The following is a 23,408-nucleotide window of genomic DNA, read 5'->3' on the forward strand; positions in this document are numbered from 1 at the left end:
CTTGCTATTTTTTTGGTATAATAGTAGAGAAAAAGGTGAACATATGAAAAAAATATTAATTGTAGATGATGAAAAACCAATCTCAGATATTATCAAGTTTAATATGACCAAGGAAGGTTACGAGGTTGTAACTGCTTTTAATGGTCGTGAAGCGCTAGAGCAATTTGAAGCAGAGCAACCAGATATTATTATTTTGGATTTGATGCTTCCAGAAATTGATGGTTTAGAAGTTGCGAAGACTATTCGCAAGACTAGTAGTGTGCCTATTATCATGCTGTCAGCTAAGGATAGCGAATTTGATAAGGTTATCGGTTTAGAGCTTGGGGCGGATGACTATGTGACAAAACCCTTCTCAAATCGTGAGTTGCAGGCGCGTGTTAAAGCTCTCCTTCGTCGCACGGACTTGGCTTCTGTAGATAATCAAGAATCAGATGAAAATAAAACTCAGCCCTTGCAAATTGGGGACTTGGAGATTGTTCCAGATGCTTATGTGGCTAAGAAATACGGTGAAGAACTAGATTTAACCCACCGTGAATTTGAACTCTTGTACCATTTGGCTTCTCATATCGGTCAAGTGATTACGCGTGAACATTTGCTTGAAACTGTCTGGGGTTATGATTATTTCGGAGATGTTCGAACAGTTGATGTAACTATCAGACGTTTGCGTGAGAAGATTGAAGACACACCAAGTCGTCCGGAGTATATCCTAACACGTCGAGGTGTTGGTTATTATATGAGAAATAATGATTAAACTAATTAAAGACACAGTTTTAACCAGTGATTTTATCTTTATCCTCATTTTACTTGGCTTTATTTTAGTCGTGACCTTGCTTTTACTAGAAAATCGTAGGGATAATATTCGGTTGAAGCAAATCAATCAAAAGGTAAAAGACCTGATTGCAGGAGATTATTCTCAAGTATTGGATATGCAGGGAAGCTCTGAAATCACTAATATTACCAATAATCTCAATGATTTATCTGAAGTAATTCGGTTGACTCAAGAAAATCTGGAACAAGAGAGTAAAAGGTTACACAGTATCCTCTCTTACATGACAGATGGGGTTCTTGCGACCAACCGTCGGGGTCAGATTATCATGATTAATGACATGGCTAAGAAACAGTTAGGTGTTCAGAAAGAAGATGTTCTCAACAAAAGTATTCTAGAATTGCTTAAGATTGAAGATGAGTATGAACTTCGTGATTTGATCACCCAAATTCCTGAGCTCATCATTGATTCTCAGGATGCTAATGGTGAGTATCTGAGCCTTCGTGTTCGCTTTGCTTTGATTCGTCGAGAGTCTGGCTTTATTTCGGGTCTGGTTGCTGTTTTGCATGATACGACTGAGCAGGAGAAGGAAGAACGCGAGCGGAGACTCTTTGTTTCCAATGTTAGCCATGAGTTACGGACACCCTTAACCAGTGTTAAATCTTATCTTGAAGCTTTGGATGAGGGAGCCTTGTGTGAGACCGTAGCACCAGACTTTATCAAGGTATCTCTAGACGAAACCAATCGTATGATGCGCATGGTAACAGACCTCCTTCATCTCTCTCGGATTGACAATGTGACCAGTCATCTGGATGTGGAATTGATTAATTTTACTGCCTTTATTACTTTTATCCTTAACCGTTTTGATCAGATAAGAGGGCAGGATGAAGAGAAGAAATACGAACTGGTGAGAGATTACCCTATCAATTCTATCTGGATTGAGATTGATACAGATAAGATGACACAGGTCATTGATAATATTCTCAACAATGCTATTAAATATTCTCCAGATGGTGGGAAAATCACAGTGACTATGAAGACAACTGATGATCAGATGATTTTATCTATCTCAGACCAAGGTTTGGGTATTCCTAAGCAGGATTTACCACGCATCTTTGACCGTTTTTATCGTGTGGATCGTGCTAGAAGTCGTGCCCAAGGTGGAACAGGTCTGGGACTGTCTATTGCCAAAGAAATTATCAAACAACATAAGGGCTTTATTTGGGCCAAGAGTGAATACGGTAAGGGATCAACTTTCACAATTGTGCTCCCTTATGATAAGGATGCAGTTAAAGAAGAAGTATGGGAGGATGAAGTAGAAGACTAGAATGAGTGAAACAGGCTTTAAATACAGTATTTTAGCGTCGGGTTCCAGTGGGAATTCCTTTTATCTGGAAACACCAAAAAAGAAGCTTTTAGTGGATGCAGGCTTGTCTGGCAAGAAAATTACAAGCCTACTTGCTGAAATTAATCGCAAGCCAGAAGACTTGGACGCCATCTTGATTACCCATGAGCATTCAGATCATATCCACGGAGTGGGTGTCTTGGCTCGCAAATATGGTATGGATTTGTATGCCAATGAAAAAACTTGGCAAGCTATGGAAAATAGTAAATATCTTGGCAAGGTGGATTCTTCTCAGAAGCACATCTTTGAGATGGGCAAAACCAAGACATTTGGAGATATCGATATTGAGAGTTTTGGTGTGAGTCATGATGCAGTCGCACCGCAGTTCTATCGCTTTATGAAGGATGATAAAAGTTTTGTTCTTTTGACAGATACAGGTTATGTCAGTGACCGTATGGCAGGAATTGTCGAAAATGCGGATGGCTATCTCATTGAGTCCAATCATGATGTAGAGATTTTACGAGCAGGTTCTTACGCTTGGCGACTCAAACAACGAATCCTATCGGATCTCGGTCACCTTTCTAACGAAGATGGTGCTGAAGCCATGATTCGGACGCTAGGAAATCGCACTAAGAAAATCTACCTTGGTCACTTGTCTAAGGAAAACAATATCAAGGAGCTAGCTCACATGACCATGGTCAACCAGCTAGCGCAAGCTGATCTGGGAGTCGGAGTAGATTTTAAGGTTTATGATACCTCACCAGATACCGCAACACCATTGACAGATATATAAAAAGAAGGCGAGTGCCTTCTTTTTATATATTAGTAGATATTTGTTGTGGTATAATGTTTAAAAATGATATAGGAGAAGTAGTGTGAAAAGAAAATGGTTATTTAAGGATTACTATGATACAACGATTATCATACTTACGTTGATATCTGTTGTTTTAGTCTTGCTTGGATTTGCTGAGATGATTGACTTGGATAATCCTCCATACAATATTATTGATTTACTACTTTGGGGTGTTTTCGTGGTGGATTATGGCTGGCGGTTCTTTTTAAGTAAAGGGAAATGGCGATTCATAATTGAAAATATCTTTGATCTGCTAGCTATCCTTCCTTTAAATGCTATTTTTACAGTGTTTCGATTAGGACGCATCTTTCGCCTAGCAAGGCTGACAAAATTACTGAAACTGACTCGTCTTTTAAGAATCGTTGGATTGACTGGTAAGCTGGAAAAGAAGATTGGAAAACTCTTACGAACAAATGGCTTGCTTTATATTTTCTATCTCAATTCCTTTATTGTGCTGGTAGGAAGTTCGATTTTATCCGTTGTTGAAGAAAAATCTTTCTCAGATAGTCTTTGGTGGGCTCTTGTTACTGTAACGACAGTTGGTTATGGGGATATTGTTCCGAATTCGATCTTTGGTAAATGGTTAGCTGTCTTATTAATGCTTGTTGGTATTGGAACAATAGGAATGTTAACGAGTGCCTTGACGAACTTTTTTGTAAAAGATAATCCAGATGAACAGATAAAACTTGATAAACTCCAAGATGAATTATCTAGTCAGAGAATATTACTAGAGAAACAATCTGAAAAGATAGAAGAACTACATCGAATGATAAAAGACTTAGTTGAAAAAATATAATAAAGGTGAGACAAAACTTGATTCGAGGAGAAATCAAGTAAGTCTTGACACAATAAAACGCATAATATCAAGGTCTTCTGGCACCTTACATTATGCGTTTTTGTGATTTTTATTAGAATGGCAATTTTCCAGCGAAAGCACCTAATTTTTTCTTAGTCGTTTCATCGATTTGTTCAAGAGCAGAGTTGATAGCCTGAACAGTCATATCTGAAAGAGTTTCAAGATCTTCTGGGTCAACGACAGCTGGATTGAAGTCAATGCTGACAACTTTTTTGTCACCAGTTAAGGTCGCTTGGACAAGGTCTTGAGCAGATTTGCCAACAAATTGCATAGCAGCAAGTTCTGCTTGGCTTTGTTCCATTTGTTTTTGAAGTTTTTGTGCTTGGCGCATCATGTTTTGCATGTTCATCATGGTGATTTATAGTTTCCTTTTATCTTATTTTCTTTCTTATTTTATCAATTTTGAGGTTAAAAGTCTATTGTTAGTATAAATCCCTCAACATTAAATTTTTTGAAAATTTAATGAAAGATGAGTGAAAACATGGTATAATGAAACGTAAAATTAATTCAGGTTTCCTGAACCGATAGGAGTAAACAATGAAAAAAACTAGGTTTTGTCCTTTTATCTTCAGCCTTGCTATTGACAGCTTGTGCTGTTAGGTTTGAAAAATCAGCAGATACAACCGATTCGTCTAAGGTGACAGCTTTGTCTGAAGACAAGCAGAAAATGCTTGATAAGGCCACAGCTGACTATAAGACTTTTGTGCAAGAGCAAATCGATAATCTGTTGACAGATACGGAAGGCTTTGTCAAACTGTTGAAAGAAGGTAAGTTAGAAGAAGCTAAGAAGGTTTATCCACTGATTCGTATGTCCTATGAGCGTTCAGAACCAATTGCCGAAAGTTTTGGTGAATCAGATGTCAAGATTGACTTCCGTTTGGCAGACTACATGGACGAAAACAAGACAGAAGAAGGTTGGGCAGGTTTCCACCGTATTGAACGTATCCTTTGGGAAGACAATACAACTAAAGGAACTGAAAGTCAAGATAAGGAAGAATAAATCTGCTCTAATAAAAAAACTTTGTTCTCTAGAAACCATCGTGTGGCTAGCTAGAGTGCAAAGTTTTTTTGATTTTCTAATTAAAATGCAGACTGTATTCTTTATAATCACAAGGCTATTAAGAGAGCAGTGGATATCAAAATGATGATTTTGAGTTTTTGTTATTTTGGCTTTGTAGCAAGGTAACATAGTCGCTTTTTGTGTGGAATAAGTGGGAAAGAAAAACAGTTCTTTGAGTTTGATCGATAAAGTAAAGCAAGATATATTGACCGATAATTTTTCCTCGTGTGGGGTACTTACTATTGATTTTAAGTCCGATTTTTTCATCTGCATCAAAGCCAGCTTCAGGAAAGGTTTCTAAACTTTTTAAGCCGTCTAAAATTTTGGCCACAGTATTTTTAGCTGACTGGGGTGATAAAAGAACAGTGCTGATGTAGTTATGGATACTGTCAATTGCTTGACTCACTTCAGTAGATAGAATCACTTTATAAGTCATATCGTAGCCTCATATCATCTAGGGAAGTTCCTTGTCCGGATTCATATTCTCTTAAGGCGCGTTCAGATTGGGCTTGTAGTTCTTGAATCAATCGTTCACGGTGTAAATCTTCTGCAGTTTTTATTGGCAAATCCTGTTCGAGAACAATCTGCTCGATAAAAAGACTAATAGCATCCGTCATAGTCATTCCTTTTTCCTTGATGATAGCTCTAGCTTGTTCCATTGATGACTCGTTGATTTTAAAATTGTATTGCTTAGTAAGTGATGTCGTCATGGTATACCTCCAATCTATACTATATATAGCTAGTATATATCTTTTCTATTTTTTAGGCAAGAAAAAACTCTATACTCTGGGAACCATTGTGAGGCTATTGAGAGTGCAAAGTTTTTTTGAGTCTGGAATGTGAAAACAGCAGTTAATTTCAAGAAATAAAAAAAGAACAGCCGAAACTGTTCTTTTTATCATTATTTGAGACCGTATTTTTTGTTGAAACGATCCACGCGTCCATCTGCTTGAGTGAACTTTTGACGTCCAGTGTAGAATGGGTGTGAGTCTGATGAAATTTCCACACGGATCAATGGGTAAGTTTCGCCTTCGAACTCAACTGTTTCGTTAGAGCGTTTTGTTGAACCGCTAAGGAATTGGTAACCAGTAGTTGTGTCCATGAAGACAACTGGGCGATATTCTGGATGGATATCTTTTTTCATTTTGCAATATTTCCTTTCTGCCATGGTCTCTTTGCGAGCCATAGATTGTTACCATACTAGTCTATCAGATTCTGAAAAGTTTGGCAAGTATTTTATCAATTTTTAAGCAAGTTTTTTAACTTTTGGTAGATGATTTCGTTTTCTTCTAGGCTATAGGAATTAGCACCACTTGCTAGAGGGTGGCCTCCACCATCATGTTCCTTGGCGATTTCATTGATAGGATAAATTTTACTGCGTAAGCGAACACGGTAGTGGCCATCAGCCTGCTCCACAAAAATTCCCCAGAGACTCACACTGTCAATGCGTCCAGGTGCACCGACAATGGCTGCAGTTTCAGCATCGGTGACATTGAATCGTTTTAAGATTTCCTGACTCAGGATAACGCGAGCGGCGCCATTTTCATCCACTTCCAGATGGTCGTAGATGTAGCCTTGAAGTTTTGCAATTTTGTAGCTCATAGTGTCCATTTTGCGAGTGAGAGACGCAAAGTCAAAGTTATGTTCTCTCAGATAGGCAGCCAGGCGAAGAGTCCGTGCAGTCGTAGAAGGATAAAGGAAGCGACCTGTATCACCAACAATTCCTGCAAAGAGCAACTCAGCAGCGCGATCTGACAAGGCAAGTTGGCTTGTTTCTGAAAATAGGGTAATCATCTCGCTAGCACTGCTTGAACTAGTATCCACCCATGATAGGTCACCGTATACATCATCATTTGGATGGTGGTCAATCTTAATGAGAAAATCACCTTGAATATAGCGTTTATCATCGATACGAGCAGTATTCGCTGTATCACAGACGATGACAAGGGCACCTTGGTAAGCACTGTCTTCAACAAGATCCATCTCAGCCATCCAAGTTAGAGTTGGTTCATCATAACCAACGGCTTTGATGGTTTTTTCAGGGAAATGATATTCCAGCAAGGCTTTCAAGCCTACTTGACTTCCCAAGGCATCAGGGTCTGGTTTCATATGACGATGAATGATAATCGTGTCGTATTCTTTGATTTTTTCTAAAATTTGATGGCAAATGTCCATAAATAACCTCAATTCTTTCTCATTTCATTGTAGCACAAGAATTTTTATTTTTAAAATGAAAAAGATGTGATATAATGGAGAAAGATAAATTGAGGAGGACGATATGGCATTAGCAAAAATTGTATTTGCCAGTATGACCGGTAATACCGAAGAAATTGCAGATATTGTAGCAGACAAATTACGTGAATTGGGCTTGGATGTCGATGTTGATGAATGTACAACTGTTGACGCTTCAGACTTCTTGGAAGCAGACATCGCTATCGTTGCGACCTATACTTATGGTGATGGGGAATTGCCAGATGAGATGATGGACTTCTACGAAGACCTAGCAGACCTCAACTTGAATGGTAAAATCTACGGAGTGGTCGGCTCAGGTGATACCTTCTACGATGAGTTCTGTAAGGCTGTTGATGACTTTGACCGTGTCTTTGTGTCAACAGGGGCAGAAAAAGGTTCAGAGTGTGTCAAAGTTGATCTCTCTGCTGAGGAAGAAGACATTGAACGCTTGGAACAATTCGCAGAAGAATTGGCTGCTAAAGTAGGATAAGCATAAACGTGCGCTGATGCAATCAATCAGTGCATTGTTCTTATCGTGACTTGGGATTTTACTAGCCTATTTGATGGCTTTTTGATACAATAATTCAAATAAAGGAGGAGACTGTATGGATTTAGATAGTATTCGCCAAGAAATTGATCAAATCGACGACCAAATCGTCAAGCTCTTAGAAGAACGAATGCATTTAGTTGAGGGTGTAGTTGCCTATAAGAAAGCTTCTGGAAAAGCTATTTTAGATACCAAAAGAGAAGAAGCTATCTTTGAGAAAGTAAGAAACCGTGTAGAGGATAAGCAGTATCAGGAGACGATAGTTGCGACTTTTTCAGATATTCTCAAGCGTTCTAGAGACTACCAGGAGGAGGTGAAGGCGCGTGATTAATCAATCGAATCAAGAAAAAATACAGCAGTATTTGGTACTAACCGGGATGGCCCTGATCATCGGTCTCTTGGTCGGTGCGATTGATATGATCTTTGGTCGAGGATTGCTTCTGATCGGGGATTTCCGAAGCCAACACTGGCCCTTGATTCTGTTTTTGGCCTTAGCAGGGCTTGTCATTGTTTATCTCTATAAGCGATTTGGTGGCAAGGCTTCAAAAGGGATGGGCCTGGTCTTTGATGTTGGGCATGCGCGTGAGGAGGAAATCCCCTTGGTCTTGGTGCCTTTGATCATGCTGACGACATGGATGAGCCACCTCTTCGGTGGTTCGGTCGGTCGGGAAGGCGTGGCTGTCCAGATTGGAGCAACCCTTTCACACCGTTTTGCGCGTCATATCAAGATAGCCGATGCTTCGCGTATCTTTCTTATGACCGGGATGGCAGCCGGTTTCGCTGGGCTCTTTCAGACGCCGCTGGCTGCAACCTTTTTTGCCCTTGAAGTCTTGACTGTTGGGGAGTTGCAGCTAATTGCTCTCTATCCAGCGCTTATCGCCTCGATCGTGGCGAGCTTCACCTCTCATGCCCTTGGCTTGGAGAAATTTGCTGTGCCACTCAAGGAAACGCTGATCTGGACACCAGAGACCTTGATCAAAGTTGCTCTTCTTGGCCTAGCTTTTGGCCTTGCTGGAAAGCTCTTTGCAGTCAGCCTTTTCTGGTTGAAGAAAACAGTCGCCAAAGTCCTGCCGAATCCATATATCCGGATTGCTGTCATAGGGGCTGGACTCAGCTTGGTCCTCTTGGCTCTTCAACTGACCAAGGTCGGCTCTTATAGTGGACTAGGGACCAATTTGATTGACGTGGCCTTTCACCAAGGCAATGCGCAGAGCTATGACTGGATCTTGAAGCTTCTCTTTACCGTGGTGACCATCTCTGCTGGTTACCAAGGAGGAGAAGTGACACCGCTCTTTGCGATCGGAGCTACGCTTGGAGTCTTTCTCGCACCTATACTGGGCCTACCCGTCTTGGTCGTAGCAGCTATCGGCTATGCCTGTGTCTTTGGTAGTGCGACCACGACCTTGCTCGCACCGATCTTGATTGGAGGAGAGGTCTTTGGGTATGGCAATCTTCCTTTCTTTGTTATCGCCTGTGTTATCGCCTATTGCCTGCCAAAAGAGTGGAGCATTTATTCCGGTCAAAAAGTTGCAAAAAAGTAGGGAAATAGCTTTACAAACCTGAAAATATCTGATATGATAGTTTTTGTGCGTAATGGAAGCACAAAAATACAGTTTATCCGCTGAGGGAAGTCCCTCAAGATTGACAAAGATAGGAGAATAAAATGAATCCATTAATCCAAAGCTTGACTGAAGGTCAACTTCGTACAGATATCCCATCATTCCGTCCTGGTGACACTGTTCGTGTACACGCGAAAGTTGTCGAAGGTAACCGTGAACGTATCCAGATTTTTGAAGGTGTTGTTATTGCACGTAAAGGTGCTGGCATCTCAGAAAACTACACAGTTCGTAAAATCTCTAACGGTGTAGGTGTTGAGCGTATCTTCCCAATCCACACTCCACGTGTTGAAAAAATCGAAGTTGTTCGTTACGGTAAAGTACGTCGTGCGAAATTGTACTACTTGCGTGCACTTCAAGGTAAGGCAGCTCGTATCAAAGAAATCCGTCGTTAATTCGACTAAAAAACTCTGCTTTGTTCAGCAGAGTTTTTATCTAGCTCCCTTAGTTCAATGGATATAACAACTCCCTCCTAAGGAGTAGTTGCAGGTTCGATTCCTGCAGGGGGCAGTAATTAGTTATCAAAAACCGCTCAGCTGAGCGGTTTTTGTCTATTCTTTACTTTTACAGTACCCACGTTCGAATAGCATGGGCGACGCCAGATTCGTCATTTGTTTTAGTGATGTATTTGGCGATTTTTTTGATTTCTGGGTTTCCATTTTCCATGACAACGGGGTTACCAACGACTTCGAGCATGGCGCGGTCATTTTCTTCGTCCCCGATCGCCATGGTTTCATCTTTGGTCAATCCTAGTTTTTCAGCTAAGTGAGTAATAGCTGAACCCTTGTCTACATTCTTTTTAAGGAGTTCGAGGTAGAAAGGAGCAGATTTGTTGATGGAGTAGTGTTCGTAAAATTCTGCTGGAATTTTTTCAATCGCAGCATCCAGAATCTCTGGTTCATCGATAAACATACATTTGACGATTTCTTTATCAGCCATTTCTTCAGGTGTACGATAGAAGATGGGCATGCTGACGAGGGTTGATTCGTGCACAGTGTATTTTCCGATATTGCGATTGGCAGTATAGATACCGTCCTTGGTAATAGCGTGCATGTGAACACCGAGCTTACGGCTGAGAAATTCCATATCCAAATAATCCTCATAGGTCAAGGATTCGCTGATAATCTCATGTCCAGTCGCAGTTTCTTGGACAAGGGCACCGTTGAAGGTTACAACATAGTCACCTTCGTCTCTCAGCTGTAAGTCGTCCAGAAGTTTAGCAACACCTGCGATAGGGCGGCCAGTTGCAATCACGACTTTGACACCAGCTTTTTTGGCATCTTGGATGGCAGAAAAGACTTCAGGAGTGATTTCCTTTTGGCTGTTGACTAGGGTTCCGTCGATATCGACGGCGATTAGTTTAATACTCATAAATTTCCTCTTCTAGTTTTTATTTGGGGTAAAATGATCGTTCTCAATCAAGTGTAAAAATTGCTGGGTAATGCTAGCAAAGATACTGTTTTGGTCCAACATTTCTTTTGGGAAATAGAAACGATTATCTCCGTGGCGACTGCCAGCAAGGGATTGGACGATAGGAGACAGGCTAGAGAGTTCGGCTAGTTCCCCATTTTTTTGTAAAATCTCAATCTGTGTCCGTGGATTTTCAGATTCGGGACGATAGATATCATAAGGGAGGTCAAAGTTCTTATGAATGGCAGTGTAATAGTCGGGATCAAAGCCAATGTCTTCAACCAGTTGTCTCATGGTTACGAGTTGGTCTTGGTCTTCTTGTGAAAAGGTAATGGATTTAAAGACCTTGCGGTTGACAAAGCGTTGCGACAAGTCTGCGAGAATCTTGTCAGGACTGGTCATCCAGAGCTGGAAGTAGGTATTCATCACACCATCATCCAGAGCCAGATAATCAGACAAGGTCACATTTTTTTCAAAGAAAGGCAGGAGATGTGGAGATGTTCGTGCAAAGAAATCTTTTTCTTCAGGATAGAGTTCTTTAGCACGTTTGAGAAGGTTTTGAAGGAGCACCTCCATGGCGCGTGTTGCAGGGTGGAAATAGACCTGCATGTACATCTGGTAACGACTGAGAACATAGTCTTCGATGGCATGCATGCCATTGCGCTGAAAGGCGATGCCATTTTCGACAGGACGAATAACTCGGAGGATTCGAGTCAGGTCAAATTCTCCATAGGATGCTCCCGTAAAATAGGAGTCGCGCAAGAGATAGTCCATGCGATCCGCATCTATCTGGCTGGAAATGAGTTGTACGACCTGCTTGTTAGGATAGGTGTGGTCAATGACACTGGCTACCTTTTCTGGAAAATCTGGCGCCACTTGTAGCAGGACTTGGTGAATCTCTGTCTCAGGACTTTGGATGATCTCCTGAGTAATAGCTTCGTGGTCTGTATCAAAGAGATTTTCAAAAGTATGGGAGTAGGCACCATGCCCAAGGTCATGTAGGAGGGCCGCGGTCATGGTCAAGAGAGACTCGGCAGGATTCCATTCCTCAGGATATTTTTCTTCAAAAATCTCAGTGATACGTCTTGCAATCTCATAGACTCCTAAGCAGTGGGAAAAACGACTGTGCTCTCCACCGTGGAAGGTATAACTGGAAGTTCCCAGTTGTTTGATACGTCGCAAACGTTGAAATTCTTTTGTATTAATCAAGTCATAGGTGATTTGATTATTGACATGGATGTAGTTGTGAACTGGGTCACGGAATACTTTTTCGTTCATATGACCATTATAGCAAAAAGCTAGAGTTTTTGGTAAAATAGTAGGACAAGAGACAAGAAAGAGGACTTGATGTGAAGATTCGGATGCGAAATACGATTCAGTTTGATGAGCAGTTGGAAGTGATTGACCAGCTCTATGACGTGGAAGTGCATGAAAAGGGAGATTATAGCTATCTGCTTTTTTATAATGAGGAAAAGGAAAAAGTAGTTATTAAATTTCATGGTCAAGAACTGGTAATGAGCCGATTTTCCAATCCCAAGACCATTATGCGCTTTCTAAAGAATAGCGATAGTTTAGCCTACATTCCTACACCTATGGGCATGCAGGAGTTTATCATCCAAACCAGTCGCTATGAAGTTGATGAGCAAAAGATTCATTTAGATTATCAACTACAAAATCAAGAGGGACAACCCTTTGCGAGCTATCAATTGGAAATTACTTGGGGATAGTCTCATGTCTTTTTCAAATTTACTTGGCTATCTTCTCGGATTAGCCTGCTAATGTGGTAGATTAGGCTAATTTTTGGTATAATAAAAGTTATGGAAATTGAAAAAACCAATCGTATGAATGCGCTCTTTGAATTTTATGCAGCGCTTTTGACAGATAAGCAAATGAATTATATAGAGCTCTACTACGCTGATGATTACAGCCTCGCTGAGATTGCTGAAGAGTTCGGCGTCAGTCGTCAGGCTGTCTATGATAATATCAAGCGGACAGAAAAGATTCTGGAAGATTATGAGATGAAATTGCACATGTACTCGGACTACATTGTCCGTAGTCAGATTTTTGATCAGATTTTGGAGCGCTATCCCAAGGATGACTTTCTGCAGGAGCAGATAGAAATTTTAACAAGCATTGATAATAGAGAATAAGAGGAAGAAACATGGCATTTGAAAGTTTAACAGAACGTTTGCAGAACGTCTTTAAAAATCTACGTAAAAAAGGAAAAATCTCTGAATCTGATGTCCAAGAGGCAACCAAAGAAATTCGCTTGGCCTTGCTTGAGGCCGACGTTGCCTTGCCTGTTGTAAAGGACTTTATCAAGAAAGTTCGTGAGCGTGCAGTCGGGCATGAGGTCATTGATACCCTTAATCCTGCTCAACAGATTATTAAAATCGTTGATGAGGAACTGACAGCTGTTTTAGGTTCTGATACAGCAGAGATTATCAAGTCACCTAAGATTCCTACGATTATCATGATGGTCGGTTTGCAGGGGGCTGGTAAAACAACTTTTGCTGGTAAATTGGCCAACAAACTCAAGAAGGAAGAAAATGCTCGTCCTTTGATGATAGCGGCGGATATCTATCGTCCAGCAGCCATTGACCAACTCAAAACTCTTGGACAACAAATTGATGTGCCTGTTTTTGCACTTGGAACAGAAGTACCAGCTGTTGAGATTGTTCGTCAAGGTTTGGAACAAGCCCAAGCCAATCATAACGACTATGTCTTGATTGATACGGCAGGTCGTTTGCAGATTGATGAGCTTTTGATGAATGAACTTCGTGACGTGAAAGCACTAGCTCAACCAAACGAAATTCTCCTCGTGGTTGATGCCATGATTGGTCAAGAAGCGGCCAATGTTGCGCGTGAGTTTAATGCTCAGTTAGAAGTAACTGGGGTTATCCTTACCAAGATTGATGGGGACACTCGTGGTGGTGCGGCTCTATCTGTTCGTCATATTACTGGAAAACCAATCAAGTTCACTGGTACAGGTGAAAAGATTACGGACATTGAGACCTTCCACCCAGACCGTATGTCTAGCCGTATCCTTGGCATGGGGGATATGCTCACTCTGATTGAGAAAGCTTCTCAAGAATACGATGAGCAAAAAGCCCTTGAAATGGCTGAGAAGATGCGTGAAAACACCTTTGATTTCAATGATTTCATCGATCAGTTGGATCAGGTACAAAACATGGGGCCAATGGAAGATTTGCTCAAGATGATTCCAGGTATGGCTAACAATCCAGCCCTTCAAAACATGAAGGTGGATGAGCGTCAGATTGCTCGCAAACGTGCTATTGTGTCTTCAATGACACCTGAAGAACGTGAAAATCCAGATTTGTTAAATCCGAGCCGTCGCCGTCGTATTGCCGCAGGTTCTGGAAATACTTTTGTAGAAGTCAATAAATTTATCAAGGACTTTAACCAGGCTAAACAGCTAATGCAAGGTGTCATGTCTGGAGATATGAACAAAATGATGAAGCAAATGGGAATCAATCCAAACAACCTTCCTAAAAATATGCCAAATATGGGAGGAATGGATATGTCTGCCCTTGAAGGAATGATGGGACAAGGCGGTATGCCTGACCTGTCAGCTCTCGGAGGAGCAGGAATGCCAGATATGAGCCAGATGTTTGGTGGCGGACTCAAAGGTAAAATTGGTGAATTTGCTATGAAACAGTCCATGAAACGCATGGCTAACAAAATGAAGAAAGCAAAGAAGAAACGTAAGTAAGACAAAGGAAGGCCGCAGGGCTTTCCTTTTTTAGAAAGAAGAAAAATGAGCACCTCCGTAATTGGAAATGCTCATTTTTTGATGTATTTACACTTTTAGTCTTTATTTTCGTATGGCAAGATCAAGTTCAAGATGATTCCTGTCATGGCTGATAGGGCAGTACCTGAAAGTATAACTGGACCAAGTTTAAGGATAGCTCCTCCAAGTCCAAGGACCAACATAGCACTTGCGATGATTAGGTTACGCATTTGAGCGAAATCAACACGTTCTTTAATCAAGACTTTCAAACCGTTGCTGGCGATAACCCCATAGAGAAGGATTGACATACCACCAAGTACAGTTGATAAAGAGTCACTAAAAAAGGAACCATAACGGTTCCTAAAATTATTAATTACTTGCTCCAGATGTAGCGTCTGCGCCACCACCGTGGCCTCCAGCATCACCTGAATCAGAAGCTCCAGATGTGGCATCTGCGCCACCGTGTCCTCCAGCAGGAGCTGCAGCATTTCCACCAACTAGACGTTGACCAGTTGTATTGAGGTACCAGTCAAGCCATGGTTGGAAATTAAAGATGATTTCATTGATTCCAGCATATGAACCATCTGGATAGTACATTGCTTGGTAATTATGGGTATTAATAACGCCTTCTGGTGTTCCTGGAACAATTGTACGGACATATTCTTGATCCCCGTTACGCAATACGCCGACAACCCATTCAACATTTTTCATTCTAGAATCTGGTAATGAACCGTGTACAGTTCCTAGACGGTTTCCTGATTGAGCACGTACACGTTTACCAAACATTGTATTTGGATCTTGGTGTGCGTTATTAAAGTACAAGAATTGATTATTATCATCTGCAAATGTCAACTCAAATGGCATTGCTTTCAAGAACATGTCAATTTGGTTAACTGTCAAGATACCGTGGTCTAATTTAACGTAAGTATCTCCAGAAACAGCTCCAACAAGTTCAGCTGCTTTTTCTACCCATTCAGGATCGTCTGGATCAACACCTTGAATGGTAGTTGCAATTGAATTTGTACAATATAAATCTTCTGGTGCAATTGGTTTTGGTTTTTTCAATTTTGAAACGACTCCCACATATTTTACAAAGTTGTCCAAGCATGTTTCAAGGAAATTAATAGTTCCTTCATTTGTGATATTGCCCTCATCGTCAAATGCTTCTTTGGCTTTACCAAGAAGGAATTCGTTACCTGGAAGTGTGTAGGCATTAACACCTGGAGCGTCAAGAATCTTGCGAAGGTGAACTTGGGCACGAGAAGTACCTTGGTCGTAGTAAGAAGCTCCCACAATCATGACTGGTTTGTTTTCAAATGGATGAACTTCGTATGAAAGCCATTCAAGAACAGATTTAAGAGAAGCTGAGATTGTGTGGTTGTGCTCAGGAGTAGCAATGATGACACCATCAGCACGCGTAATTCGGTTATACAAGAGACGTAATTGGAAACTTTCATCCCATTTTTCGTCTTGGTTAAACATTGGAACTTCGTCAATTTCGAGAACTTCTAATTCAAATTTGAGTTTGAAGTGACGACGGATGAATTCCAAGAGTTTACGGTTATATGATTGATCGTAGTTTGATCCTACAAGTCCAACAAATTTCATTCTTTTTGGTCTCCTATCTTACAAATTTTCCCAGTCAAAGTCTTCAGCATCTTTGCGAAGTAGTGCTTGTGCATTGCGCAATTTTTCTGTAATTTTTACAAAGATACGGAAGTCGTCAAAAGTGGCATCCAATTTTTTAATAACATCAAGGTCAACCAAGTCGCCACTTGGGTTAAAGGCTTGAAGAGAATGTGAAAGCAAGAATTCATCAGGAAGGACACTTGCTTTTATTTCTGGTGCGTTTAAGATTTGGCGAAGTTGTAATTGGGCGCGTGATGAACCAAGTGTACCATATGAAGCACCTGTAATCATGATTGGTTTGTTCAAGAGTGGGTAAATACCATAAGACAACCAAGCAAGAGCGCTCATCAAAACAGCTGGGATAGAGTGGTCGTACTCAGGAGTACCGATAATAACGCCATCTGCCTCTTCGATTTTAGCAGCAATTTCTAAGATTTCAGCAGGTACTTGCTTGTCAGCTGGTTTGTTAAAGACAGGGATATCCTTGATTTCAACAAGTTCAATTTCAGCTTTGTCAGCAAAGTGTTTTTGCATGTATTGAAGCAATTGACGGTTTGTAGAACGTTTTGAATTTGTTCCAACAATAGCAATAAGTTTTAACATGAGATTTCCTTTCTCTTTTTACATAATACGATTTTAAAACTCCATTGAAACAGTTGTTTCTATAGAGTAGGAATTCCTGAAGAACAACTTAGGTGACCTTCCTTATCAATCAGAATCGCTTCGATTCCCTCCAAACTTTCGACTTGCCAAAGGATAGAAGCAGGTCTTTCTCCAAAGAGTCGAGTTGTCCAGATTTCACCATCAACTGATTTATCAGATATGATTGTTAGACTCGCTAGCTCCGTTTCAACAGGATATCCTGTTTGACTGTCAAAAATGTGATGGTAATCTTGTCCATCGACGGTCAGGTGACGTTCATAAATGCCTGAAGTCACGACAGATTTATTGACAACAGGGATGGTCATTAAGTGATTTCCCCTTGGATTGGCTGGGTCTTGAATCCCGATTTGCCAAGGCTGATTTTCTCTTGCCTGATTTTTTCCAATGGTCAGGATATTCCCTCCCAGATTGATTAAGGCAGATGTCACTCCCTCTTCTCTCAGAAATTGGGCAACCTTATCCGCACTATAACCCTTGGCTAAACAACCAAGATCGATTTTCATTCCTTTCTGCTTTAAGAATACAGTGGAAGTAGAAGAATCTAACTCGATATCATGAGGATTGATTAAAGGTAGCGCCGCTTCAATTTCTTGAGGCTGGGCCACTTTGGCATCTGAAAAACCGATACGCCAGGTTTGAATTAAGGGACCAATACTGATGTTGAGATGGCTAGAGGGCGCTAGGCTATGCTCTAAACCAAGTGAAATTAGTTCAAACAGGTCTGGATGAACCGTGACGGGGGCTATTCCAGCTTGATGATTGATTTCCATCAACTCAGATTCCTGACTATTGGCATTGAAGCGGTATTCTAGCTCTCTGAGTAAATCAAAGGATTTTTGGAGCAAGCTATCGGCTCGCTCATCTACTAATGAAATAGTGATAGTAGTCCCCATTAGTCGTTCGGAATGTGATCTAAGAGGCAAGCTACCAACTCCTTTCTCTTATGAAAAGAAGGTTGAAATATAGTAAATTTATGAAAAATGATCCCCTTACATTTTCTTTCCATGATACTAGCATACCATAAAGTCAGCGTTTTCACAAATAAATTTTGTAAAGATGTCAAGAAATATGCTCAAGAAATGAAGAAAAATTGCAAGAATACGTGTTAAGATACAGATTATTTACAATTTTTTACAAAAAAATCGGGAAAATTAGCTAAACTCTTGTAAACGCTAACAGTAAATGTTATACTAGAAGGGTAAATTTAAAATTGAAGGTAGGAATTTTTTATGAGTAAAATCGTTGTAGTCGGTGCTAACCACGCTGGTACAGCATGTATCAATACCATGTTGGATAATTTTGGAAATGAGAACGAAATTGTTGTATTTGACCAAAACTCTAACATCTCTTTCCTAGGATGTGGAATGGCTCTTTGGATTGGGGAACAAATTGACGGTGCTGAAGGCTTGTTCTATTCTGATAAAGAAAAATTGGAAGCTAAAGGTGCTAAAGTTTACATGAACTCACCTGTTCTTTCAATCGACTATGATAACAAAGTAGTTACAGCGGAAGTTGAAGGAAAAGAGCACAAAGAATCATACGAAAAATTGATTTTCGCTACAGGTTCTACACCAATCTTGCCACCAATCGAAGGTGTTGAAATTGTTAAAGGAAACCGCGAATTTAAAGCAACTCTTGAAAATGTACAATTCGTGAAATTGTACCAAAATGCTGAAGAAGTTATCAATAAACTTGCTGACAAGAGCCAACATCTCGACCGTATCGCTGTTGTTGGTGGTGGTTACATCGGTGTTGAACTCGCTGAAGCCTTTGAACGTCTTGGAAAAGAAGTTGTCCTTGTTGATATCGTTGATACTGTTTTGAACGGTTACTATGACAAAGACTTCACACAAATGATGGCGAAGAACTTGGAAGACCACAACATCCGCTTGGCGCTTGGTCAAACTGTTAAAGCAATTGAGGGTGACGGTAAAGTTGAACGCTTGATTACTGATAAAGAAACTTTCGATGTCGATATGGTCATCCTTGCAGTTGGTTTCCGTCCAAACACAGCCCTTGCTGATGGTAAGATTGAACTCTTCCGTAACGGTGCCTTCCTTGTAGACAAGAAACAAGAAACTTCACTTCCTGGTGTATTTGCCGTTGGTGACTGTGCGACTGTTTATGACAACGCTCGTAAAGACACAAGCTACATCGCCCTTGCTTCAAACGCAGTTCGTACTGGTATCGTTGGTGCCTACAACGCTTGTGGACATGAATTGGAAGGAATCGGTGTGCAAGGTTCAAACGGTATTTCAATCTACGGTCTTCACATGGTTTCAACTGGTTTGACTCTTGAAAAAGCTAAAGCTGCTGGTTATAATGCAACTGAAACAGGCTTTAACGATCTTCAAAAACCAGAATTCATGAAACATGACAACCATGAAGTAGCAATTAAGATTGTCTTTGACAAAGATAGCCGTGAAATTCTTGGTGCCCAAATGGTTTCACACGATTCTGCAATCAGCATGGGAATCCACATGTTCTCACTTGCTATCCAAGAGCATGTAACAATTGATAAATTGGCATTGACAGACCTATTCTTCTTGCCACACTTTAACAAACCATACAACTACATCACAATGGCTGCACTTACAGCTGAAAAATAAAATTTGATGAACTATCTGGTCTTAAGTTAGGGTCAGATAGTTTTTTAGCCAATCTGTACCCACACAATTATCCTTTTTTTATCTTGTGATTCCTTCTGTTCTGAATTAAAATGAAATGGTAGCTACCAATATAAATGATGAGGAAAAAGAAATGACTGAAAATCGTTATGAACTAAATAAAAACTTGGCACAGATGCTCAAAGGTGGGGTTATCATGGACGTTCAGAATCCTGAACAGGCCCGTATTGCAGAAGCTGCTGGTGCGGCAGCTGTTATGGCCTTGGAGCGGATACCAGCTGATATTCGTGCAGCTGGTGGTGTTTCCCGTATGAGTGATCCAAAGATGATTAAGGAAATCCAAGAAGCGGTGAGTATTCCAGTAATGGCCAAGGTCAGAATTGGGCACTTTGTTGAAGCTCAGATTTTAGAGGCTATTGAAATTGACTATATCGATGAGAGTGAAGTTTTATCTCCAGCTGATGACCGTTTCCATGTGGACAAGAAAGAATTCCAAGTTCCTTTTGTCTGTGGAGCTAAGGACTTGGGTGAAGCCTTGCGTCGTATCGCTGAGGGAGCCTCTATGATTCGTACCAAAGGAGAACCGGGTACAGGAGATATCGTTCAAGCTGTTCGCCATATGCGTATGATGAATCAGGAAATTCGCCGCATTCAAAATCTACGTGAAGACGAACTTTATGTTGCTGCTAAGGACTTGCAAGTCCCTGTAGAATTGGTCCAATATGTTCATGAATATGGAAAATTGCCAGTTGTAAATTTCGCTGCTGGAGGAGTTGCAACGCCAGCAGATGCTGCGTTAATGATGCAATTAGGGGCAGAGGGGGTCTTTGTCGGTTCAGGTATTTTTAAGTCAGGAGATCCTGTTAAACGAGCAAGTGCCATTGTCAAAGCGGTGACTAACTTCCGTAATCCTCAAATCCTAGCTCAAATCTCTGAAGATTTAGGAGAAGCTATGGTTGGTATTAATGAAAATGAAATACAAATTCTCATGGCTGAGCGAGGAAAATAGATGAAAATCGGAATATTGGCCTTGCAAGGTGCCTTTGCAGAGCATGCAAAAGTACTAGAGCAATTAGGTGTTGAGAGTGTTGAAATCAGAAATCTAGATGATTTTCAGCAAGATCAGAGCGACTTGTCGGGTTTGATTTTGCCTGGTGGGGAGTCTACAACTATGGGCAAGCTCTTACGAGACCAGGACATGCTGATTCCCATCCGAGAAGCCATTCTATCTGGCTTACCAGCCTTTGGAACCTGTGCAGGCTTGATATTGCTGGCTAAGGAAATTACTTCTCAGGAAGAAAGTCATCTTGGAACTATGGATATGGTGGTCGAGCGCAATGCCTATGGGCGCCAACTAGGAAGTTTCTACACGGAAGCAGAATGTAAGGGAGTCGGTCAGATTCCAATGACCTTTATCCGTGGTCCAATTATCAGCAGTGTTGGAGAGGGTGTAGAAATTCTAGCAACAGTTGAAGATCAAATCGTTGCAGCCCAAGAAAAAAATATGTTGGTAACTTCTTTTCATCCAGAATTGACTGATGATGTTCGCTTGCACCAGTACTTTATAAATATGTGTGACAAAAAGATAGTGGAATAAAAAGTGATAAATCAAGTTTTGATTCGCTCTTTCCAAAGAATCATTTTTTAAGTTATCTGGCAGCATTCTGTGAATTTATATTTATTTACGATAAATTAGAAAAGAATGATCGTTGGAATAAAGCTTATATACTGAATATAGTGTTCAAGTATCTTTTATTGGGAGCACTTTAGAGGATGGAGTTAAAATACTATTCTATACTCCTTAATACTCTTCGACAATCTCTTCAAACCACGTCAGCTTTATCCGCAACCTCAAAGCGGTGCTTTGAGCAACCTGCGGTTAGCTTCCTAGTTAGCTCTTTGATTTTCATTGAATATATAGTGGTTTGAAATAAGATGTGTGCAACTTGATTAGGGAAATCAAATTAATTTCTAGAAATGTTTTAGTATCCACGATGTACTATTCTAGTTTCAATTTACTATAAAAATGATGTATGGGATTGGTCAAAAAGAACACTTTGAAAATAGCAAAAAACGAGTATCTCTACAGATGGAGATACTCGTTCTATTATGTATAAAGCTATGAGTCTGTCGTCCTACGTAAGGTGCGCGTCGAAGGTTATACCTAAAAAACTCCAAACGCGATACAATAAAGGGGATTAAGCCAATTCTAAAGATTTTTTAAGAGGTAAGTGATGAGTTAAGATCAATGGTGTTTTAACAAGGTGAAAAGGGTCAGTACATTTTACAACGTTTTTTATTTTATTCTTTGGTATTCTTTTGCAAAAAAAGAATACAACATTTTGTTGTATCCTAAATATTAAATCAAGTCCTGAATTTTCTTAAGTTTTTATCATATTTTCTGTTATAATTAAGGTGCCTTAAGAAAAATAATGAAAAAACTAAATGTTTTTCATATAGTTTTCATTTTTTGTGTTATAATTAAGGTGCCTTAAGAAAAATATTAATGTGCCTTAAAAAAAATATTAAGGTGTCTTAAGAAAAATAATGAAAAAACTAAATGTTTTTCATATAGTTTTCATTGTTTTAATAGTTTAAAGTCAATCTTATTTTTCTCTAATAGAAAATAATGAAAAAGTAGGTTTAGAAAGAGGTAAGTATCTATGTCTTCTCATAAAAAAGTGTCACTCTCTGAGATTAATCAATCTATCGATACTCCAAATAACAATCATTTCTGGCAAAATTTAAATGCCTTTTTAGGTCCGGGTGCTCTTGTCGCAGTTGGTTATATGGATCCAGGAAACTGGATTACCAGTGTAGTCGGTGGTGCTTCCTATAAGTATAGTCTCTTGTTTGTTATCTTGATTTCATCTCTCATTGCCATGCAACTTCAGCAGATGGCAGGAAAGCTTGGTATTGTAACCCAGATGGACCTGGCTCAAGCAACGGCTCATCATTCACCTAAATGGCTTCGTTATAGTCTATGGGTGATTTTAGAATTAGCCTTGATGGCGACAGATCTGGCAGAAGTTCTAGGTTCAGCGATTGCTCTCAATCTTCTCTTTAAGATTCCGATTATGATAGCAATTCTCTTGACCGTGTTGGATGTTTTTCTCTTATTGCTTCTGATGAAATTTGGCTTTAAGAAGATTGAAGCTATTGTGACAACACTGATTTTAACCATTCTAGCAATTTTTACCTATCTGGTAGCTTTGTCACATCCAAGCTTCCAAGGAATCGTTGAGGGTTATCTACCGAATGCAACCTTATTTGAAAGTCCCTTGCCAGGGCATGAAAGTCAATTAACCTTGGCACTAGGGATCGTGGGAGCAACGGTTATGCCCCATAACCTCTATTTGCATTCTTCCTTGTCACAAACTCGGAAAATCAATCACAAGGACAAGAATGATGTTCGAAAAGCCGTGCGCTTTATGACCTGGGATTCAAATCTCCAATTATCCTTGGCCTTTGTGGTTAACTCCCTTCTATTAATTCTCGGGGCGGCTCTCTTTTTCGGCCATGCATCTGAGATTTCTGCCTTCTCTCAAATGTATAATGCCTTGCAGGATTCTACTATTGCAGGAGCTATAGCTAGCTCGACCTTATCAACCTTGTTTGCCTTGGCTTTATTAGCCAGTGGTCAAAATTCGACAATTACGGGTACCTTGACTGGACAAATCGTTATGGAAGGTTTCTTGCATATGAGATTACCTCAATGGTTCATTCGTTTGGCAACTCGTCTCTTTGCCTTGTTGCCTGTCATGATTGTAGCGGTTCTGTTTGGTCATCAGGAAAAAACATTAGATCAGTTATTGGTTTATTCACAAGTCTTTCTTTCGATTGCTCTTCCATTTTCAATCTTCCCACTGATTTATCTAACTTCTAAGAAATCACTGATGGGAGAATTTACCAATGCCAAATGGAATACCATCCTTGGCTATATCGTTTCCATTATCTTAACAATTCTCAATGTGAAATTGTTATTTGATATTTTCTAAGAAATTCACCCGAGTTATAAAACAAGCATATAAGAAAAAAGATACCCAAGATTTC

The 23,408-nt window shown here is 40.2% G+C and carries 25 protein-coding genes, 1 tRNA gene and 2 pseudogenes; 17 read left to right on the top strand and 11 right to left on the bottom strand.

All coding sequences use genetic code 11. The features are described 5' to 3' along the window. Positions 1–43: 43 nt before the first annotated feature. The 4 genes from yycF to O3636_RS01280 all read left to right on the top strand — a co-directional run bounded on the left by yycF (position 44) and on the right by O3636_RS01280 (position 3,760). Positions 44–751: a response regulator YycF gene (gene yycF / locus O3636_RS01265; protein ID WP_000722071.1), complete on the top strand. Its 708-nt coding sequence runs from the start codon at positions 44–46 to the stop codon at positions 749–751. Continuing rightward, positions 744–2,093, top strand: coding sequence for a cell wall metabolism sensor histidine kinase VicK (gene vicK, locus O3636_RS01270; RefSeq protein WP_261023929.1), 1,350 nt, complete (start codon positions 744–746; stop codon positions 2,091–2,093). Before yycF ends, vicK begins: the two co-directional genes overlap by 8 nt. A gap of 1 nt (position 2,094) precedes the next feature. Next, positions 2,095–2,904: an MBL fold metallo-hydrolase gene (locus O3636_RS01275; protein WP_000004961.1), complete on the top strand. Its 810-nt coding sequence runs from the start codon at positions 2,095–2,097 to the stop codon at positions 2,902–2,904. Positions 2,905–2,986: 82 nt separating this feature from the next. Then, the gene (locus O3636_RS01280; protein WP_371641425.1) at positions 2,987–3,760 is read left to right on the top strand and encodes a potassium channel family protein; all 774 of its coding nucleotides are present in this window, start codon (positions 2,987–2,989) and stop codon (positions 3,758–3,760) included. Positions 3,761–3,872: 112 nt separating this feature from the next. Here O3636_RS01280 and O3636_RS01285 read toward each other — a convergent pair whose 3' ends face one another. Further along, on the bottom strand, positions 3,873–4,172 hold the full coding sequence (locus O3636_RS01285; protein ID WP_000981526.1) for a YbaB/EbfC family nucleoid-associated protein: 300 nt from the start codon (positions 4,170–4,172) through the stop codon (positions 3,873–3,875). Positions 4,173–4,394: 222 nt separating this feature from the next. Here O3636_RS01285 and O3636_RS01290 point away from each other — a divergent pair. After that, positions 4,395–4,802, top strand: a pseudogene (locus tag O3636_RS01290) (imelysin family protein); the annotation flags it as partial. 154 nt (positions 4,803–4,956) lie between these two features. Here the strand turns inward: O3636_RS01290 and O3636_RS01295 are convergent. From O3636_RS01295 to O3636_RS01310, 4 genes are all read right to left on the bottom strand, one after another. Further along, positions 4,957–5,316: a type II toxin-antitoxin system RelE/ParE family toxin gene (locus tag O3636_RS01295; RefSeq protein WP_371641426.1), complete on the bottom strand. Its 360-nt coding sequence runs from the start codon at positions 5,314–5,316 to the stop codon at positions 4,957–4,959. Next, positions 5,306–5,590, bottom strand: coding sequence for a type II toxin-antitoxin system RelB/DinJ family antitoxin (locus O3636_RS01300; protein WP_023941319.1), 285 nt, complete (start codon positions 5,588–5,590; stop codon positions 5,306–5,308). Before O3636_RS01300 ends, O3636_RS01295 begins: the two co-directional genes overlap by 11 nt. Before the next feature lie 191 nt (positions 5,591–5,781). Next, positions 5,782–6,024, bottom strand: a complete 243-nt coding sequence (locus tag O3636_RS01305) for a type B 50S ribosomal protein L31 (RefSeq protein ID WP_000710764.1) — start codon at positions 6,022–6,024, stop codon at positions 5,782–5,784. A 95-nt stretch (positions 6,025–6,119) separates the two neighbouring features. Beyond that, positions 6,120–7,055, bottom strand: a complete 936-nt coding sequence (locus O3636_RS01310; protein WP_371641427.1) for a bifunctional oligoribonuclease/PAP phosphatase NrnA — start codon at positions 7,053–7,055, stop codon at positions 6,120–6,122. Between the two features lie 103 nt (positions 7,056–7,158). On the opposite strand from O3636_RS01310, the gene O3636_RS01315 reads away from it, so the two are divergent. From O3636_RS01315 to O3636_RS01335, 5 genes are all read left to right on the top strand, one after another. Then, positions 7,159–7,602, top strand: coding sequence for a flavodoxin (locus O3636_RS01315; RefSeq protein ID WP_261023933.1), 444 nt, complete (start codon positions 7,159–7,161; stop codon positions 7,600–7,602). 115 nt (positions 7,603–7,717) lie between these two features. After that, positions 7,718–7,990, top strand: coding sequence for a chorismate mutase (locus O3636_RS01320; protein WP_261023934.1), 273 nt, complete (start codon positions 7,718–7,720; stop codon positions 7,988–7,990). 46 nt (positions 7,991–8,036) lie between these two features. Next, positions 8,037–9,200, top strand: coding sequence for a chloride channel protein (locus tag O3636_RS01325; RefSeq protein ID WP_261023940.1), 1,164 nt, complete (start codon positions 8,037–8,039; stop codon positions 9,198–9,200). A gap of 122 nt (positions 9,201–9,322) precedes the next feature. After that, positions 9,323–9,670: a 50S ribosomal protein L19 gene (gene rplS, locus O3636_RS01330; protein ID WP_001068669.1), complete on the top strand. Its 348-nt coding sequence runs from the start codon at positions 9,323–9,325 to the stop codon at positions 9,668–9,670. Between the two features lie 43 nt (positions 9,671–9,713). Next, a tRNA-Arg gene (locus O3636_RS01335) sits at positions 9,714–9,785 on the top strand. Positions 9,786–9,839: 54 nt separating this feature from the next. On the opposite strand, the gene yidA is transcribed toward O3636_RS01335, so the two are convergent. Further along, positions 9,840–10,646: a sugar-phosphatase gene (gene yidA, locus O3636_RS01340; RefSeq protein ID WP_265528345.1), complete on the bottom strand. Its 807-nt coding sequence runs from the start codon at positions 10,644–10,646 to the stop codon at positions 9,840–9,842. Positions 10,647–10,658: 12 nt separating this feature from the next. Then, entirely contained in the window at positions 10,659–11,963 is a 1,305-nt protein-coding gene (locus O3636_RS01345) for an HD domain-containing protein (protein ID WP_371641428.1), read from the bottom strand. A 71-nt stretch (positions 11,964–12,034) separates the two neighbouring features. Between O3636_RS01345 and O3636_RS01350 the strand changes: the two genes are divergently transcribed. From O3636_RS01350 to ffh, 3 genes are all read left to right on the top strand, one after another. Beyond that, positions 12,035–12,412, top strand: coding sequence for a DUF1934 domain-containing protein (locus O3636_RS01350; RefSeq protein WP_371641429.1), 378 nt, complete (start codon positions 12,035–12,037; stop codon positions 12,410–12,412). 90 nt (positions 12,413–12,502) lie between these two features. After that, positions 12,503–12,835, top strand: coding sequence for a putative DNA-binding protein (locus O3636_RS01355; RefSeq protein WP_000402066.1), 333 nt, complete (start codon positions 12,503–12,505; stop codon positions 12,833–12,835). Positions 12,836–12,846: 11 nt separating this feature from the next. Then, positions 12,847–14,418 carry a signal recognition particle protein gene (ffh, locus tag O3636_RS01360; protein WP_000863622.1) on the top strand — a complete coding sequence of 524 codons (1,572 nt, stop codon included), beginning with the start codon at positions 12,847–12,849 and terminating at the stop codon, positions 14,416–14,418. A 95-nt stretch (positions 14,419–14,513) separates the two neighbouring features. Here ffh and O3636_RS01365 read toward each other — a convergent pair. From O3636_RS01365 to O3636_RS01380, 4 genes and pseudogenes are all read right to left on the bottom strand, one after another. Continuing rightward, positions 14,514–14,759 (bottom strand): annotated as a pseudogene (locus O3636_RS01365) (solute carrier family 23 protein); the annotation flags it as partial. A 46-nt stretch (positions 14,760–14,805) separates the two neighbouring features. Beyond that, the gene (locus O3636_RS01370; RefSeq protein WP_000673652.1) at positions 14,806–16,044 is read right to left on the bottom strand and encodes an NAD(P)H-dependent oxidoreductase; all 1,239 of its coding nucleotides are present in this window, start codon (positions 16,042–16,044) and stop codon (positions 14,806–14,808) included. Between the two features lie 18 nt (positions 16,045–16,062). Further along, positions 16,063–16,668, bottom strand: coding sequence for an NADPH-dependent FMN reductase (locus O3636_RS01375; protein WP_000915939.1), 606 nt, complete (start codon positions 16,666–16,668; stop codon positions 16,063–16,065). A 59-nt stretch (positions 16,669–16,727) separates the two neighbouring features. Continuing rightward, positions 16,728–17,651, bottom strand: coding sequence for an FAD:protein FMN transferase (locus O3636_RS01380; RefSeq protein ID WP_261079750.1), 924 nt, complete (start codon positions 17,649–17,651; stop codon positions 16,728–16,730). A gap of 306 nt (positions 17,652–17,957) precedes the next feature. Between O3636_RS01380 and nox the strand changes: the two genes are divergently transcribed. The 4 genes from nox to O3636_RS01400 all read left to right on the top strand — a co-directional run bounded on the left by nox (position 17,958) and on the right by O3636_RS01400 (position 23,353). After that, complete coding sequence (gene nox, locus O3636_RS01385; protein WP_261012440.1) at positions 17,958–19,337, top strand: H2O-forming NADH oxidase; 1,380 nt, start codon at positions 17,958–17,960, stop codon at positions 19,335–19,337. A gap of 151 nt (positions 19,338–19,488) precedes the next feature. Then, on the top strand, positions 19,489–20,364 hold the full coding sequence (pdxS, locus tag O3636_RS01390; RefSeq protein ID WP_084886814.1) for a pyridoxal 5'-phosphate synthase lyase subunit PdxS: 876 nt from the start codon (positions 19,489–19,491) through the stop codon (positions 20,362–20,364). Next, positions 20,365–20,952, top strand: a complete 588-nt coding sequence (gene pdxT / locus O3636_RS01395; RefSeq protein WP_261012439.1) for a pyridoxal 5'-phosphate synthase glutaminase subunit PdxT — start codon at positions 20,365–20,367, stop codon at positions 20,950–20,952. Positions 20,953–22,018: 1,066 nt separating this feature from the next. Then, on the top strand, positions 22,019–23,353 hold the full coding sequence (locus O3636_RS01400; protein WP_000094601.1) for an Nramp family divalent metal transporter: 1,335 nt from the start codon (positions 22,019–22,021) through the stop codon (positions 23,351–23,353). The last annotated feature ends 55 nt before the right edge of the window (positions 23,354–23,408 follow it).

The sequence above is a fragment of the Streptococcus sp. 27098_8_76 genome (genome assembly GCF_041432315.1).
In the GTDB taxonomy this organism is placed as follows: Bacteria; Bacillota; Bacilli; order Lactobacillales; family Streptococcaceae; genus Streptococcus.

Bases quoted from the DNA above. Each gene is read 5' to 3' on its own strand.
- yidA (WP_265528345.1), bottom strand. From the start codon at position 10,646: ATGAGTATTAAACTAATCGCCGTCGATATCGACGGAACCCTAGTCAAC.
- O3636_RS01310 (WP_371641427.1), bottom strand. From the start codon at position 7,055: ATGGACATTTGCCATCAAATTTTAGAAAAAATCAAAGAATACGACACG.
- O3636_RS01355 (WP_000402066.1), top strand. From the start codon at position 12,503: ATGGAAATTGAAAAAACCAATCGTATGAATGCGCTCTTTGAATTTTAT.
- ffh (WP_000863622.1), top strand. From the start codon at position 12,847: ATGGCATTTGAAAGTTTAACAGAACGTTTGCAGAACGTCTTTAAAAAT.
- nox (WP_261012440.1), top strand. From the start codon at position 17,958: ATGAGTAAAATCGTTGTAGTCGGTGCTAACCACGCTGGTACAGCATGT.
- O3636_RS01295 (WP_371641426.1), bottom strand. From the start codon at position 5,316: ATGACTTATAAAGTGATTCTATCTACTGAAGTGAGTCAAGCAATTGAC.
- pdxT (WP_261012439.1), top strand. From the start codon at position 20,365: ATGAAAATCGGAATATTGGCCTTGCAAGGTGCCTTTGCAGAGCATGCA.
- O3636_RS01325 (WP_261023940.1), top strand. From the start codon at position 8,037: ATGGCCCTGATCATCGGTCTCTTGGTCGGTGCGATTGATATGATCTTT.
- O3636_RS01400 (WP_000094601.1), top strand. From the start codon at position 22,019: ATGTCTTCTCATAAAAAAGTGTCACTCTCTGAGATTAATCAATCTATC.
- O3636_RS01285 (WP_000981526.1), bottom strand. From the start codon at position 4,172: ATGATGAACATGCAAAACATGATGCGCCAAGCACAAAAACTTCAAAAA.
- O3636_RS01345 (WP_371641428.1), bottom strand. From the start codon at position 11,963: ATGAACGAAAAAGTATTCCGTGACCCAGTTCACAACTACATCCATGTC.
- vicK (WP_261023929.1), top strand. From the start codon at position 744: ATGATTAAACTAATTAAAGACACAGTTTTAACCAGTGATTTTATCTTT.
- O3636_RS01370 (WP_000673652.1), bottom strand. From the start codon at position 16,044: ATGAAATTTGTTGGACTTGTAGGATCAAACTACGATCAATCATATAAC.
- O3636_RS01375 (WP_000915939.1), bottom strand. From the start codon at position 16,668: ATGTTAAAACTTATTGCTATTGTTGGAACAAATTCAAAACGTTCTACA.
- rplS (WP_001068669.1), top strand. From the start codon at position 9,323: ATGAATCCATTAATCCAAAGCTTGACTGAAGGTCAACTTCGTACAGAT.
- yycF (WP_000722071.1), top strand. From the start codon at position 44: ATGAAAAAAATATTAATTGTAGATGATGAAAAACCAATCTCAGATATT.
- pdxS (WP_084886814.1), top strand. From the start codon at position 19,489: ATGACTGAAAATCGTTATGAACTAAATAAAAACTTGGCACAGATGCTC.
- O3636_RS01315 (WP_261023933.1), top strand. From the start codon at position 7,159: ATGGCATTAGCAAAAATTGTATTTGCCAGTATGACCGGTAATACCGAA.
- O3636_RS01275 (WP_000004961.1), top strand. From the start codon at position 2,095: ATGAGTGAAACAGGCTTTAAATACAGTATTTTAGCGTCGGGTTCCAGT.
- O3636_RS01320 (WP_261023934.1), top strand. From the start codon at position 7,718: ATGGATTTAGATAGTATTCGCCAAGAAATTGATCAAATCGACGACCAA.
- O3636_RS01300 (WP_023941319.1), bottom strand. From the start codon at position 5,590: ATGACGACATCACTTACTAAGCAATACAATTTTAAAATCAACGAGTCA.
- O3636_RS01305 (WP_000710764.1), bottom strand. From the start codon at position 6,024: ATGAAAAAAGATATCCATCCAGAATATCGCCCAGTTGTCTTCATGGAC.